Source organism: Orientia chuto str. Dubai (genome assembly GCF_000964595.1).
GTDB lineage: Bacteria > Pseudomonadota > Alphaproteobacteria > Rickettsiales > Rickettsiaceae > Orientia > Orientia mediorientalis.
Genome location: NZ_LANP01000003.1, coordinates 20813 through 38190, shown reverse-complemented (window position 1 = coordinate 38190; position 17378 = coordinate 20813). Strand labels below are relative to the sequence as shown.

Genomic DNA, 17378 nt, shown 5'->3' with positions numbered 1-17378 from the left:
AAACACTTTAATATCATTCAGTGAGGAATTAATATGCCTAAATATAAACCAATTAATTTATCTAACATAGTTAAAGATTACGAACTTTTATTATTTGATATATATGGGGTACTACTAGAAGATAATAATCCATATACTAAGATAATAGAAGCAGTTAATAATCTGTCCCAAAGCATAAAAATATGTTTTATATCTAATACTCCTCAACCGGCTCAATATTCCAGTGATCGACTTAATAGTTATGGAATTAATGCTACTTCACGAAATGTTTATACTTCTGGGGAAATTGCAAGAGCAATGTTAAAAAATACAAAAAAATACCTCGAAATTGATAGTCCTATTGTTTTCCATTTAGGGCCAGATTTTAAAAAAAATGTATTGAAAGATCTTCCTATAAAAATTACTACAAATATTCATGATGCAAATATACTACTTATAACAGCATTTGAAGATTGTGAAGATAAGTTAAATCAATATAATTCTATTTTTCAAACTGCAGTAAATAACAAGGCAATCTGTCTTTGTGCTAATCCAGATACCATCAATCCACTTGGAAGCAAAAGTAGGTACTGTGCTGGATATTTTAGTGCTATTTATAAGGCTATAGGAGGACAAGTAGTATACAGTGGTAAACCGTATGCAGAGATTTTTCAAGCTGTATTAAATACAGCAGCACAAAATGTCAAAAAAGAAAAAATACTAATGATAGGTGATACTTTGGAAACAGATATTCTTGGAGCGAATAACGTTGGTATAGATTCTGCCTTAGTATTAACAGGCAATGCTTTTAGAATAGCAAAAGCTTCAAATATTAATGATCAAGTGAACATATTAAGTGATATATTTAAACTGAAGAACATTTATCCAAACTATATAGTTTGCATTTAAAAAACATTAAATTCTTTAATTTTTATAAATAAGATTGTATACTTCATACAAGTATTGATTGCCTTTGTGGTGAAATGGTAGACACAACAGACTCAAAATCTGTCGCTTGTAAAAGCATGCTGGTTCAAATCCAGTCAAAGGCACCAATTATTCAAAAAATTAATTTAGTGCTTTATAAAATAGAATTAGTAATGTATAACCTAACAATATTACAAAATTAAAATTACTTAGTATGCTTCGGTTTGTTTTTGCTTTTTTAATTTTATTACCTTTTATTAACTATACAATTCTTGCAAAAGAAAAAAAACAAATTGCCTCTTTTTCTGCAGAAGAAGCATATTGTAAAGGTGAAAAACTATTTCAGAAAAAAAAATATAGAGCTGCTGCAGAGCAATTTTTTAATATATTTATTCAAAGCCTTGGTTCTGATATTGCAACAAAGTCAGAGTTTATGCATGGCTATAGTCTATATTTAGCAGGCGAATATGCAGAAGCATTTGATATACTAGAAAGGTTTATTAGGTTACACCCAATGTATTATAAAATTGCTGATGTGTACTATTTAAAAGCTTCAGCAAAATATAAACAGGCTTACTATCAACAGGACTTAGATCAGCTTGCTCGAGCAAAATCGGAGTTACAACAAGTAATAGATAAATTTCCTGAAAGCGATTATGTAGCTAAAGTACAAGAGAAAATAAATGTTCTTTCTAAGAATTTAGCCAGTATTCAAATGGATATAGGAAAATTTTATTTAGCTAGAAAGAATCCTATTGCAGCTTTAAATAGATTTAATACTGTAATAGATCAGTATTCTCATACATCATATTACCCTGAGGCCATATATAGAATGGCTCAAAGCTATGCGTTATTAGAATGCAAAACAGAAATAGAAGAACAACTAGCTATTTTAAATAGCAAATTTCCAGATAATATATGGTCTAAACGCGCCAAATTGGCATTTAAAGCTATATGGTAAGCGCAGCCCATTTATTTTTGCGCTTAAAAAAAACTCAAGTATACTATCACTTATTATTAATGAATTTTATAAACTAAGGATAGTTTTAAATATATCGTGCGAGATTTAGGCTACACAACACAATAATCTTATCAAGAATTGAAAATCCTCTATATCATAGTTCTGATTAGCATATACCGTGTACCACTTTATATTGAACCTACTATTTTTGTCTGGTTAATAGTTTAACTCTTATCCATTAACTGGAAACTCTCTACCAGCTTGCCAAGTAGCTTCAGTTTCACCAATACGTTTACAAGAGGTAACTTCTGGAATTGGATAAATCATCTGTAGTCGATATTCTTCATAATGGACATTGGATACTTGCCACACAATCATCTATAGCCATAATATCCCCATAGCATCAATTGCCGATGCATCTTAGCCATAAACTTTTGCCACCATTTACAGTGTGCCAACTCCTCCATTATGAGCTGCAGCAGTTCCAGTAAATGGATAAAGCATTCCCTGACATCCAGCGCACCAAAATCACTTGCTAAACCCCTCCAATGGCGCTACACAATTCATGCAATCATCTTACAGGCCTGATAAGCTGCAACGTTTTGAAATAATAATGTCTCTGGATTTAAAATTGCAGATTTAGCATCGTCGCCCCATAAAGAGTCATATTCTAGTGAATAAAGGTTGAAAGTCATATTCAATCTAAAGAAGAAGAAAGGTTAATTTTTGTTAACTTTCGCACTTTATAGAACCTGCTATTAACTTGTGTTAACTTTTATTAATATTCAACCTTAACTGTAATTAAATTTGCAAAATTTGTCAATATTATAAAAAAATTAATGCAAAAGGTCGAATATCAGGAGAATAAAAATTGTTGAACTAATGATCAAGAAACGTATACACCCTAAGGGTGAATCAAGCGTTTTTCAATTCAGATGTATTATGAATGAATTAATATAAAAAAATTGCTATAAAACAAGCATAATTATTTGATCAGTTATTTAACCACAGTATTTATTAATAATATACATAAGTTATATAGTATCTTCAATAGCATTAAAGTTTACAATGAGTTATAAAAAGGGAAGAAGAGCAAAAAGAAACAGCTTAGGAGCTAAAAAAACAATAATTAGCCTTTAATTAACAAAAAAAATATAGCAGTAATTTTTTTTACTATTTTTTTTATTAACTCTCCTAAACTGTTAAAAATAAAATCTTAATCTTTCCTTCTATTGCCTAAAAAACGCAAAACATACAAGAAAAGATTAATAAAATCCAAATATAGAGTAAATGCTCCAACTACTGCTAACTTTTGGCCTAACTCTCCACCACCAGAGTTATAATAAATATGCTTTAATTTTTGTGTATCCCAAGCTATTAGCCCCATAAATATTCCTACCCCTAAAATTGAAGTAGCAAAATGAATTGCTGCACTGCCTAAGAAAATATTCACTAAAGAGGCAATTATAATGCCAAAAAGCCCCATTGTTAATAAGGAACCAAAGGAAGTTAAATCCTTTTTTGTACTATGCCCATAAATACTCATAATAGCAAAAGCTGAAGCAGTAACAAAAAAACTACTAACTAAAGACTCACCAGTATAAATATAACCCAAAGCTGAAAGCGACATTCCTACAAGAGCTGAATATATCCAAAATAAAACTTGAGCTGTTGAAATATCAAGCCTTCCTATTCCCCAAAAAAAATAAAGAGCTATACCAATTGGAGCTATATTAACTAGCAACCCTATAGGTGTTTGACCAATTACATACCCATTAGGTGAGAAATGAAACATTAACCTTGCAATAGGCTCTAGTGAAAAAGTTGCAGTTGCTGCAATAGCTGTAATAAAAAGAGCTACAGCCATTAAGTTATATATTCTAAGCATATAGGTACGCAATCCCTCATCAATATTATTTTGTACCCCACTTGAATACGCTTTTGTATAATCAATCATAAAAAATACTCTCTAGAAAATTATGCATTCAATATAGGCATATTAGCATAATTATAAATATATGTACATAGTTTTTGCAATATCAAAACAATATTTATAGCTTGATTTATTAATACAGCTAAATAATACCAAGTTGGTAAATGCATTAGAGCAATTTTTTCAAAAAAGCACTTTTATTTAACCAATACTAAACTTTCTTTACTTATATTTTTTATCCAGAATTAGACTTTAGTGAAGTTTTTCACATTATCGACCATAAGATCTCTTCCAATTTACTGCTTTTACAGTTACTGATAGTTTCTATTTGAGTGCTATCACGTTGCATAATTATTCTTTTTTGGCATAACAAATAGCTTCTTTTATACTCAAAACTTCTCATTAATTCAAGTTATATTTAAAAATCTTACCTCCCATTCTTCTCTTTAAGTCAATTTTAAATAAAAAAACATATAAATCACCGCCTACCAAATAGCCTCTCTATATCCTTTAGCTCAAATCTAACATAAGTTGGACGACCATGATTACATTGCCCAGAAAAAGAAGTAGTTTCAATTTGACGCAATAAACTATTCATCTCGGCTATCGTTAATATCCTTCCTGATCTTATAGAATGATAGCATGAATAAGATTGTAATATTTTCTCCACCATATCTGCTAATAATATAGCATCAGTAGCAAATAAATAATCAGCAATATCATTTACTACTGCTGCAACATCAATCAATGGTAATATTGCTGGCATTTCTAAAACTCTTATTTGCACATCACCACAACGTTCAAAACTCATACCTAATGCTAAAATTTCTTGCATTTTATCACATAATTTTTCTACTCTAACAATATCTAACAAAGTAACAACTTGAGGCATTAACAACCTTTGTCTAATAATTTGGCCAGCTTGAAATTGAGTACGCAGCTTTTCATAAGTTATCCTTTCATGAGCTGCATGCTGATCTACAATGATTAAACTATCTATAGTTTGAGCAAGAATATAATTACCATGAAATTGAGCAAAAGCTAATCCTAAAGGGAATTGATAACCATCTTGAAAACCATTACAAGAATTATTATTCAACTTTTGAATTTTTTTTTCTGCACTGGAAGCAACTTGTTCATTAGCAATCATGCTAGTAGTTACAGCATTAGTATCATCATCAGAAATGTTATTATGTTGATTTAGCTCTAATGGATTAATAAATTGTTCTTTTTCTATATTTGATTCCATTATCTGCTGTTCACTATCATTAGCTAAATTGTTTTCTTGAACTTCCTGAATTTTAAATATCTGATTTACATTATAATCTCTACCAGCATTATTCATTGATTCTCGCAATTGAAATTGCTGAGTATTGTGCATATCTCTACTAAATTTTTTTTGTTCAAATATATCAATATCATATTTAGGTTTCATATATTTATTCGTATCACTTGCAACTATTGATGAAACCAATTGAGAGGTATTTAATAATGCTTGTTTAATAGCACTAATTATAACACCTCTAACCAGATTAGAGTCATGAAATCTTACTTCACTTTTAGTAGGATGTACATTAACATCAACAAAATGAGGTACAACACTAATAAAAATTACAACTACTGGATATCTCTCACGAGCCAATACTCCTTGGTAAGCTAATCTTATTGCTGTCATCAACAGCTTATCTTTTACAGGACGATTGTTAACAAATAACAATTGATCTTCAGCTGAAGCTTTATTATATGTTGGCACACTAACAAATCCATTAATAGATAATCCTTCTCTTTCCATATTCACCGATATTGCATTATCAATAAAATTCTTGGATAATATTTCAGATATTCTAAATTTTCTTGCATCATCAAAAGATAATTGTGAATTTGTTTTAAGTTTTAAAATAGTTTTATCATCATGAACTAATGAAAATGCAATATGAGGATAAGAAATTGCTAATTTTTTCACCACATCATAACAAACTATATATTCTGTACGATCAGAACGTAAAAATTTTAGTCTAGCTGGAGTCGCAAAAAAAAGATCCCTGACTTCGATTTTAGTACCTGATAGCTGAAATTGAGGCAATAGATTTATTTTAGTTTTTACCCCACCATGAACATTAATCTCATAAGCCTGATTATGGTGTTTAGATTTTGTAACAATATGCATTCTACTTACAGAAGCAATTGAAGGTAAAGCTTCACCTCGAAAACCAAAAGTATTAATATTCATAATATCGTTTTCATTTAACTTTGAGGTAGTATGACGCTCAATTGCAACCTCTAAATCTTCTACAGACATGCCACAGCCATTATCAGAAACTATAATTAAGTTCTTACCAGATTTTTCTAAAGTAATATCAATTTTAACTGCCCCTGAATCAATTGAATTCTCTACTAATTCTTTTACAACAGATGCAGGACGCTCCACTACTTCTCCAGCAGCTATACGATTTATAGTAGTATCAGACAAATATTTTATTACACCCATAATAATAACCTACCTACACTATAATTCAAAGTTTGATTTTTGTTGCTTTTGGCTATAATAATCAAGCAAATAAATTACTGTAATCATAATAGCTATTATTATAAAAAAATATATCATTGGCCACCATGTACCACCTAGCTGATATAAACTAGTTGCAATAAAAGTAGTTGGGCCAGAAATTAAGCTTGATCCACAAGCATGCGCAGCGCTAAATAATCTATACCTTATTGGTTGAGGAATACTACCTTTAAGAAATACTAAAGCTGGCATAGTCAAAAACGGTATAAGCATACACATAGTTAAATATAAGCTTGGCATAAATTTGCCCAAATTTATTATATAGGCTATAATAGCAATAACTATTCCTAAACAACAAGCTGCAATAGAAGATACTAACTTCTTACATGTAATATCAGCAATATACCCCCCTATTATTGCAAATAACATTTGTATAGCTAGACCTAATGTAACATAATACTTAGCTGTAGCTTCATTTAAATATTGCAATATTTTAAAAACATAAGTACCAAAAAATATCGTACAAAATTGATTAGTACTACCAATGGTACCAGCCATTAGTATTGCTAAAATAAATATACTTAAATTTTTATGAATAATTTGCCAAATTGAACAATTCTTATATTGCAAATACTTACAATGCTTCATTATTTGATCATCTTGAATTGATTGAGCAAAAACCCTGCGTATAATAAGCACACACCCACCAAATATTCCTCCAAGTATAAAAGCAAAGCGCCAGCTATATTTAGGCATCATATCTAAAGTAAAAAATAATGCTGATAAAGAAGCAATAAATGACCCACAATTTGTAGAAGCATTAACTATACCTGTACCTAAACATTTATATTTATCACCTATAGTTTCATATACATATAACCTTACTCCATCAGTTCCTGGAGAAGTAAACATACATATAGAAATTCTGGCCAATAATAACCCAAAAACAGATAACACACCAATAGCATCATAACATGGCAAAATAGAAATTAATAACGATCCACCAGCTGTTCCGATTAAACTTATACTAAATGTAGCATTTCTTCCATAAAGATCACCTATTCTTCCTAAAATAACAGCTCCAATTGCTTTACCTAAAATAGCCATGCCCATGATAAGATAAGTGTTTTTTAGCTGTGTAATGCTATCACTTTTAACAATAAAGCACTCTGAAATCTGAGAAGCTAATAATCCAAATAAATAATAATCATAATAATGAGCTAAAGTTACAAGCATCGATAAAGCTAGCGACTTTTTGTTCATAAATATTATTCTCGTTCAATACTGTAACTTAACTCTAACTTAACAGTTGCATCATAATGCTTTTAACATAGCTCATTCCTTTTCTATTTATTCCTTTAGCAAATACTTGAGAACCAACTAATGTTCCAGCTAGTAAAACTAAGTTATATAATAAGAAAACCCCTGCTAATGACCCAGCAAAGCTGTTACCTAAATCCATAGCATTAAAGAAACTTCCTCCATTGAAAACAATATTATAGAAAGGCACAGCCATCAAAGGAATGCTAAATGCTGTTGGTAATCCAATTGCAGATAAATCAAGATTTAATTCTATATTAAACAACGTTCCCCAACAAATTCTCATTACAGGGAAAGCTGATTCTACTGCTACTATCATTAACTCATTAATAATTAATATAAAGATAATCATTATTACTGGCATTAATGCATTCAATAAAAGAGCAGAAAACCATCTTTTAAAAAGATCTGCTGTTCTATCAAATAACATAAAAATAAAAAACATTGGTGCTAGCCCAACTAATATTGCAATTGCAATCATAGACATCAAAAGTTCCATACATACTTTAACCATAATAACTATAAATTTTATAATTGACCATAAAGTTAATATTCCTAATATAGTTAAGCCAGTATGCACATGAACTATTTCAATCAATATTATTTTTAATAAATTAACATCAATATATCTACTAACAACTAAATCAAAAAACTTAAATGGATTATGAACATTACTATTAGTAGTTTTAATAGCATAGCTAATTAAACTATTTATGCCACCATCAAACATTGGAAATAAAGTATCATAAAAAAATTGCTGACTATTTTCATTAAATACTGCCCCAATAATTATAATTTTACTACATCTTATAAGTAAGTCATAAGCTGTAACCTTTACTACTCCTAATAAAAAATAAATACCATATAGTATAATATAGAGAATTGCTAAAATATTAAATAACTTTTTTAATGCCGCATTTTTAGCTAAACCAAAATAAAATAATTTAGAAAACTTTTCTACTTTCTGCTTAATTGGAATATAAATATTATCATAAAAAAATTCAGCAATTTTGATTGTTCCTTCGCTATCATGTGGAACTGTCACCTTTAAATTTAACTGTGTATCATTCTTTTTTATAAAACGAAACCATAGCTTTGCTGATGCTGGGGTAGCTATATTTATTCCATTTTTAGGCAAAATTGTGCCTCGAGTAGATGAAGTTGGAGTTTCATTAGAAATAATATACTCTATATCATCATCATATTCATCACCAACTATATTGTTTCTATTAATAGTTATATACATCAAGTAGCGCCCTACTAATATTTTATCAATAACTATTCCCTGAATTACCTCTTGCTTAGAATTAAGAATAGAATTTAAATATTTTACTTCAAATTCATTTAATGTATGACAGCTATTTAATACACTACTATATTCTACATCATTTAATCCAGAACTACGGTATTTAACATTACTATATAATGGTGTCGAAAAACTTAAATACCCATCACCTTTTGCAACTATATGATACATCCCCTCTATCGGTTTATCAAGAAAAGAACTACTATACTGATTGCTAACAGTATCTACAATCAAAAATTTGTCAAACTTTGATTTAAGGACTTCTTGATTTAATTTGATTTCCATTCCTATTCCTAATCCAAGAACACAAGATTTAGATTCAGATAGGTTATTCAAATTACATTTCTCAAAGCTACTTACACTATCAATATTCTTAACACCAACTAACAATTTACTTAGTGTCTTCTTATCAGATGAACCAGCAGTAATTAACAAGACGTTATCAACAACACCAATATTAGATTTTATTGATACAGTATATATACCATAAGGTTTATAATATCTATATCCATCCCATTTAGGATACAATTCTGCAGTAAACTCTGATTTATTACTCCCATCTTTTAACTGCAACTTATTAAAAAAATCTACAGAAGAAATTAAAGCAATATCTATAACATCACCTGCTTTAACCTTAATTTTAGAATTTTGACTATTAAAAAATTGTTGCTGTAGATTTACAGCGTTTATGAAATTACTACCATCAGTGTTCTGAAAATAACTGCTATGTTCATTTTGGTAACTCTGTAATCTACCATTTTCAAAATTATGAATTCGTGAAATAGGAGTAGCAGCTTCATCTAATTCAATAATAAAAGTTTGCCCAACTATAGGAAATCTTGGATCAACTCTATGCAATACTAGATATCTATTTTGCAATTTTCTAGAATTTTGATTAATGCTTGGAACTTCAATTGAAATACTTTTTCCAGCTTTAGTCATAATACCAGAATCAATCCAACTATTGTTCATAGATGCAGCTTGTACTCTTACCCATCTCACATCTGCTCGACCTAGCCATGTCGGTGATACATCTACACATCCTGTATTATCATCATTCGGATATTTATCCATCCATTGCAAAGAACTAGAAGCAGGTAATTTTTCTCCTGCTTGAAGTCCATTAGATGCACTAATTCCAGTTGATAAAAATATATACAATAAAAAAATTAATACATTTATATAAATCATTTTCTTTTCTGTTTTAGATTCTTTAGTAACTTTATTTTTCATAAAATCACTGATATTATAATAACTAGATTAACATACTATTTTGAGCTATCTTTTTCATCTAATGATTTCAAATCTTCTAAGTTAGCATCTTTAAATTTTTGTTTATTTAGTCCATTATCTCTAAAAGAAGTTTCCTTTATATTAGTAGAATCTGCATTTGCTAATTTTAAATCTTCCAAATTTTTAATATTTTGCTTGTTAAGATTACTATCTCTATCTAGCCCTTTAATACTAGAACGCGTTGTATTTTCTTGATTATCTTTCTTAAAATCTTGATTTTTTATAGAATTTTTCCCAGGCAGTTCATTATCTTGTCTGCTAGCATGCTTATTTTTTACATGAGATATGCCCTTCCCTATCCCTTTTCTTATTGTAGAAACACCTTTTTGGCCTAAAAACATTCCTCTACTAGCAACATTTTGAGACCACCTAACTGCAGTATCCCAAACATGAGGAGCAACTTGACCAGCTGAAGGAGCAACTCCTCCAGCTCCCCCAGCTGTAAGAATATCAACCATTAAACTTGAAAATTCAACATAACTATACATACAGTAAGCAATAATTACTAAAGCAATAACATAATTCATTGCTAACCCAATATTGCTATCAGCCCTATTATCATACCCCCATGGACCAAACCAATTTATACAGAATAATTCTTGTCCACCATAGCTACCTAGTATACCTCCTAACACATCTATTTTTGGCAACTTAAACGTTATAGCACATTTCCAGCAAACGCTATAACCAAGAACAAAATCTAAGTAAACAATAAAAAGCTGAGTTAAAATTGTTATTCCTGCCATTAACACAACCGGTTCTATTAAGTACCGAAACAACATTCTAACCCAGTTATCAAATAAATACCAAGTTCTATTAAAAAGCATAAATGATAAAAATAATGGTGCAAGACCAACTAATAAAGCAACAGCAGTAGTTGCTACTAAATACACCATAATAGTTTTTAACAAAGATATAATTATCAAAATTATAGGAACAAATATTATAATATAGTAAACTACTCCCATTAGTCCCATACTTAACAGGGATAATAACTGAACATAAAACGTTTTATTAAAAAATATTTTGCTCATTAGCTCATCTAAAAATAAAAATGCTCCTATATTTTGATCATACTCATACCCAGATACATTAACCATTAGTTGTTCACTAAAACTCATAATTAAATCATATAAATAAACATTAAAAAAATTAAAAGTATCCTCATTGATCAAACCACTAACAATTATTATCTTAACTACTCTAATTACTAATTCTTTAGCAGTAAAATTAACTGCTCCTAGCATAAATGCAAAACCACAACTCATGATATAAAGAGTTGACATTACTCTAATATAATTAAAGAAGTTCGTACATCTAGACTTATCATTCTGTTGATAACAAGTCATATTTTTAAACATTGTTTTTGAAGCATTAGCAATTTTACTTTTAAATAAACTCACTATCGGATTTAATACCTTAGTTAAAAATTTGCCTCTAGGTACCACAGTACTCATGGTAATTTTATATTCACCTACGCTAGCTTTATAATCTTTTTTATCATTTAGAATTTTAAACCAAATATATCCCGACTGAGTAGAACTAATTTTAGCTTTACCTATTAAATCTTCCACCTTTACATTAAGTTCACCTACAGTATATAGATCAAGCTCATGAGATTGTAGCGTATTTACATCTACTCCTGCAGGAACTATTGCATATAATATTTTTCCTCTATTAGGAAACTTACCATCATCAAAAGTAGCACCAGCCTTTCTAACACATGAATTCTGTTTTAGATACAATACATATCCACCAACACTATTTTTCATGCTCTCAATACCAATATTAGGTCGAATCATATATTGCAGATATCTTGGACCACTAAAGAAAGCTTCTGGAATTCGATCTTTATAGATAGTTAAGTCTTGATTCACTTTATTTATTTCGTAATAACAATCAGTAGCTAAGTCTTGAATTGTAGGAGAATCGCTTTTACATTTATTCCCTAGTGATAAATCTCTATTCTGAGTACTACTAAATCTATATTTTAAATCAGTAGCATAAGTAGCTGATCTCCAAGAATAAACTTTTTGTCTATTATTTACTAATTTTTCATCAGATGGGTTAGAGCAATTTATCTTTCCTAAACTTCTAATATCATTTATATCTTGTTCAGTTAAAATTGCGGGCACTGTTTTAGTGCCATCATCACGATATTCTTCTGGTAAACCAGTAGCTAAAACACCACGCTTACAGTTTAATAAATATTTTTCTGGGCAATTCTTTCCTCCCCAAAAATCTCTAACAGTACCCTTATAAAAACATTTTTTGTCAGCAAGCCTAGAGTCAAATATCGAAAACGCGCTAGAAGCCCATCCATGTGCCGCTGCCATTTCACACTCTGGCGCAGGGCATATTGCTTTTGCCCCAGCACATTTTGGTTTCAAACCACAATCTTCACATGTACAACCTTTACATTCATCGCACTGCTTTATATAATTATCCCCTTCTCCCCATGGGGAATATCTTCCACATATTGGACTATAATTTTTTTTTCCTTCTTGACAATCAGCTCTAACATGCTTTGCTTTATCAAGCAAACCAAAAGTATCATTAACACCTTGTTGCCAATCACGACTTGTATCATTAAACCAATCAAATTTTGGTTTACTGTAAGTATAACCTATTTCTGTATTCTCAATCCCTCCATGACTGAAATTTTGATTTCTACCAATTTTAACTTCTATTTCATCACCAGCAAATATTTGAGCAAGATTACGCCATTCCCCAGCATTTGCCTTTAATATTACTGGTAATCCATCACCTGGATCTAAAATTCTAGGAATAGCAATAAGATTACCATTGTCATCTGTATTATCTTCACAGTCTTCTATACAATCACTTTTCTCTCCATTAAAAAATTTGTTAACATCGCCAATATTACAATCTCGACCATCTTTATATTTTAGTTTGCAAGTCAAAGCACTTTTAGGTAAATATGCATAACAAAGACTAACTGTACCATCAACCATCAAATCAATATTTACTGGTTTTGGTTGACCATTTTCCTCAGGTACTGAAACATAAAAATCTGATTTTACCCAAAGGCCACATGGTTTATTAGGATCAACTATTCCTCCAAGACGAACACTATCATATTGCCCAGAAGCATGAACATTCTGTGTAAACTTAACAAAATCTACATCTTGCCCATCTGTATTATAACGGTACCAGCAATCATCACCTGATCTTAATGCTCCAAAAAACATTAAAACAAAACTTACTACAGCTATACAAACTGCTACAATCGCTAAGTTAATAATTTTAGATTGCATACTCTTTTATTAATCATTCCATTTTAAATTATAAAAAGCTTAAGTATTTTTCTTATCATCGCTAGCTTTATTAAGTTCTTCCATTAAGCTATCAGCATTTGTTTTTGTTGACAAATCATCAGATGCAATATTACTATTCCTGATTTCCATTTTTTGATTATTCGCAGTATTATTATTGCTTAGATTAGAAGCTAATTTCTTATCAATTGCAGATTGGACAACATTTTTATAATCTTTAGGTTGCGAAGAAATATTAAACTTATCTTCTGCAGAAGTTATATTATTAATTCTTGTCTTAATATCAGTAGTTTTATCACTCTTCTGACTACCAGTACTAAATTTATCAGTTCCAACATAAAATTCCTTAGCAGCTTCAATAGCATCATTATTAATTTTAGGTTTAATGAGACTGGTATCATCTTTTAATTTAGTACTAATTTTATCTTGAGCTAATAATTCTATATTAGGCCGATTGCTAAATTTATCTGCAGCAGCCTTCTCTTCTCCTCCACCTCTAGAACTAAACTTGTCAGTTGCCTCTGCTTCTTTAGCAGCTTTCTTAGCTTTAGCACTATTACTCAAAAAAGGCATCTTAAAACTAGGCAGCTCCATATTTACTGCAGTAATACCACTAGTAATAACAGCTGCAAATCGATGCGCTTCTTGAAAAAAGTAATAAAAAATTCCACAAAATAGTAATATAACAAGCATAGTAGGCAAAAAATCTGGTTCAGGATATACTACAAATGCTCTAAAGAAAATAAATATTCTTTCATGCCAATTCTTTCCATTGAAATATTCCACTAACCTATACCCAGCACTTTCTCGACATATTTTAGCAGCATCACTGCTGTATGAATCAGCAAAGATACTATTCTCATTAGTAAAACTATTAGGTACACGTAACTCAAAAGTACTTAAATTTTTATTTCCCTGCTGATAATCATAACGTGCAAATTGACATGTTTTATATGTTACTGAATCCATTAAAGTTATAAATATGGCAATAAATGCAGCAACAATTGCAGGCTGTAAAGCAAAAGATAAAGTTAAATGCAACCAATTATTAAACATTGATTTAGTCTTTTCAAATAAGACCATAGGAATAAAAACAGGAGATATATAACACATGACATACAAATTTACTAAACTAGTAATAAACACAGCCATAAACCGCCAAAATAATGTTAAAAAGATTATAACAAATAATAGCATTACCACAAAAAAGATAATTTCACCACTTAGTAATAATCCCCATAAAGTAGGGAATACTAAAAAAGTATCATCTTTTTTAAGAGCATGATCGTTCTTAATGTTACTCAAATGCTTAGCTATCTCACTATTAGCACTAGTTCCAGCAGAGCCTCCTACTAATTGTCCACCTGATGATGGTTTTGCTCTATCTACAGTATAGTCATGCAATAGTCTAAAACCTAAATAATATCCTATTCTACAATCTATCGCATCCCATAACGCATAATAACGAGCATCAGGTGTATAATCCTTATCAGGATCAAAATAACATAATTTAGTACCACCAACAGAAGAATCACTACCAACAGAAGAAAATATCATATGAGCTAATTCCGAAGTCACAGAACTTAAAAATGGCAAAAAGTGATCCTGCATACCATTATTATAGTTTATTTTCCCATCTTTTAGAGTCATTGGCCCAAACCCAACAGAAAAATACGTTACAAGTAATATCTTTAATACCCCAGTAACTAGTTTTTCAGCACTAAAAAAACGCTCAATAAATATCATTTTTATACCAAAAAATATTATGTATAATATTAAAGCTGCTTTAACAGTAACTTTCATACCCTGTTGAAAGCTCGAAAGAGGTTTTAATATGCTAGCAGAAGATACCTGATCACTAGTAACTGAATCAGCATAAAACATCTTATCCAATGCTTCTTTTAAACAACCTATTGCACGACCAGAAAAATTAAATGGCACTTTACTTTTTGTAGTACTTAAACTACAAATTCTGTTATTCTTACTAATTTGAGATATTGAATCAGTATTATCAGATGAAATATTCTTACAAACTATAGGAATATCGCCATAAGAAGTTCTAACTTTTAAACAAGAAGTTTTATCATTAAGTTCAACTTTAAATTCAATATTTTTTACTGCACTTTCAGTTACAAGTATAGGATCTTTTCTACCTTTCTTTACTTCACTACTATCAAATAATTCCTTAATAGACTTAAATTCAGAATGTGGGCCAATATAAACTTGTATACAATCGTTACAAATTTCTGATTTCTTAATTTTCAAACAAAGATTAAACCCATGATCTGTAGTATTACATGCATTTCCACACTTAAAATTGATATTTTGATATATAAAAGAAGCTAAAGTAAAAACGCTACTTTCCGGAGATATACTTTGATACTGACTAAAATCACAGTTTGGACTAATTGATGATAAATTCTTATCTTTATCAAATTGTTCCTTATATATTTTCTTAGCTGTATCAACATCATTTGTAAGCCGTTCAATATCATTGGTTATCTTATCTATATGAACTTCTAAATCATCATACTCTTTCACTAGAGCAGAATTATTATTAATAATATCAAGTCTTTGTTTCAAAGAATCTTTATATTTTATAGCCGCTTTATACTCTTTCTTCTTTTTATCTAAAATTTCAATTTTATCTTCTAAATCATCACTAGCATTAGCTTGATCCTGAGCTTCTTTAGTTTGATTATTTCTTTTCTTAAATTCACTTTTTGCTATATTTACCTCTTTTTCAGCCCTTTTTATTTTATCCTGAAACTCTAACAATTTTTTAGCTTTTTCCTCTTGTTGCTTTCTCTTCTGTTCATCTTTAGCAACTTGTATGTTATACTCTATTTCAGTAATATCATTCTTTATCTTTTCCTTCTGCAATTTTAGTCCATTAACAAACTCATTATAATTTTTACATATCTTTATTACTCCTTCCATCTTAGATTTAAGCTGCTCTTTCAGCTCAATATTACTCCGCTCTATCAATATTCTATTGAATTTCTTAATGTAACTTTGATACTCTGTAGGTATTACATTTTGAGATTGTTGACCAGATAAAAAACTAATAAGTTGATTTTCTTTTTCTTCTGTCAAACAAGTTTTTATTTCATGGCTTTTCGAACGACCGAAAAGCCATGAAATAAAAACTTGGCATACTGATCGCAACTCTGTACTAGCATTAAAAATCTCTTCTGTTTTACTTATAGCCTGCTTTTTTAAGTTTAATATACTTTCCTGATCAATTCTATTACTCTCTTTAGAATCTATTTCTGTGTTAATTTTTTGGTATATTAAAAATGAATCAATAAATTTTACTCCAACATCAACTACTAAATCTCTAGATTTAAATTTAGTTGTTAAAAATTTTGATCTAGCATTTTCTCCAGATTCCTGTACTAATTTTAACGCAGCTTGTTTCTTTTCTACCAACTGAGCTACAAGTTTAGAATACTCCTTGGGTTTTAGTGCATTTTTAAGATAATTATTTCTAATTTTGCTTTCATTGACCATAGCTAGTTTAAATTGTTCCACCAAACTAACAATCTGCCTACCTTTATCACCTACCTCTGTTAGAGTATTAAGTTTCTCTAAATTAGATGAAAACTGATCATTCTGAATATTACTCCATGCATCGTTAATATAAGATTCAAGTGACTGTATCCTTTGTTGTAAATGATCAGGATTCTGATAACGTAGTTCCTCTTTTTCTATACATTTAGACTGCACTAATGGATAACAAAATTGATGATCATAAGTACAGCATTTAAACTTTCGAGGATAAAAAATACAACAATCCTTTTCACCATATGCTACTGATGGCAGTATAATAACCAAACATAACATACTCCAAAATA

General features: G+C 29.8%; 9 protein-coding genes, 1 tRNA gene and 1 pseudogene. 3 read left to right on the top strand and 8 right to left on the bottom strand.

Annotation, left to right across the window (positions count from 1 at the left end):
- Window positions 1-33: 33 nt before the first annotated feature.
- From OCHUTO_RS00805 to OCHUTO_RS00795, 3 genes are all read left to right on the top strand, one after another.
- Complete coding sequence (locus OCHUTO_RS00805; protein WP_045796980.1) at window positions 34-888, top strand: TIGR01459 family HAD-type hydrolase; 855 nt, start codon at window positions 34-36, stop codon at window positions 886-888.
- A 60-nt stretch (window positions 889-948) separates the two neighbouring features.
- A tRNA-Leu gene (locus OCHUTO_RS00800) sits at window positions 949-1034 on the top strand.
- Between the two features lie 86 nt (window positions 1035-1120).
- Window positions 1121-1867, top strand: a complete 747-nt coding sequence (locus OCHUTO_RS00795; protein ID WP_232296902.1) for an outer membrane protein assembly factor BamD — start codon at window positions 1121-1123, stop codon at window positions 1865-1867.
- A gap of 231 nt (window positions 1868-2098) precedes the next feature.
- On the opposite strand, the pseudogene OCHUTO_RS06920 reads toward OCHUTO_RS00795, so the two are convergent.
- The 8 genes and pseudogenes from OCHUTO_RS06920 to OCHUTO_RS00760 form a co-directional block, all read right to left on the bottom strand.
- A pseudogene (locus OCHUTO_RS06920) lies at window positions 2099-2371 on the bottom strand (TraU family protein).
- Window positions 2372-2430: 59 nt separating this feature from the next.
- A complete protein-coding gene (locus tag OCHUTO_RS06915; RefSeq protein ID WP_306305436.1) occupies window positions 2431-2562 on the bottom strand; it encodes a hypothetical protein in 132 nt (43 codons plus the stop codon).
- A 521-nt stretch (window positions 2563-3083) separates the two neighbouring features.
- Entirely contained in the window at window positions 3084-3824 is a 741-nt protein-coding gene (locus OCHUTO_RS00785) for a Bax inhibitor-1/YccA family protein (protein WP_045796979.1), read from the bottom strand.
- A 454-nt stretch (window positions 3825-4278) separates the two neighbouring features.
- On the bottom strand, window positions 4279-6288 hold the full coding sequence (mutL, locus tag OCHUTO_RS00780; RefSeq protein WP_045796978.1) for a DNA mismatch repair endonuclease MutL: 2010 nt from the start codon (window positions 6286-6288) through the stop codon (window positions 4279-4281).
- Between the two features lie 18 nt (window positions 6289-6306).
- Entirely contained in the window at window positions 6307-7569 is a 1263-nt protein-coding gene (locus OCHUTO_RS00775) for an MFS transporter (protein ID WP_045796977.1), read from the bottom strand.
- Window positions 7570-7603: 34 nt separating this feature from the next.
- Window positions 7604-10165, bottom strand: coding sequence for a TrbL/VirB6 family protein (locus OCHUTO_RS00770; protein WP_084215307.1), 2562 nt, complete (start codon window positions 10163-10165; stop codon window positions 7604-7606).
- A 35-nt stretch (window positions 10166-10200) separates the two neighbouring features.
- Window positions 10201-13503, bottom strand: coding sequence for a TrbL/VirB6 family protein (locus OCHUTO_RS00765; RefSeq protein WP_045796975.1), 3303 nt, complete (start codon window positions 13501-13503; stop codon window positions 10201-10203).
- A 39-nt stretch (window positions 13504-13542) separates the two neighbouring features.
- Window positions 13543-17367, bottom strand: coding sequence for a type IV secretion system protein (locus OCHUTO_RS00760; RefSeq protein WP_232296905.1), 3825 nt, complete (start codon window positions 17365-17367; stop codon window positions 13543-13545).
- Between the last annotated feature and the right edge of the window lie 11 nt (window positions 17368-17378).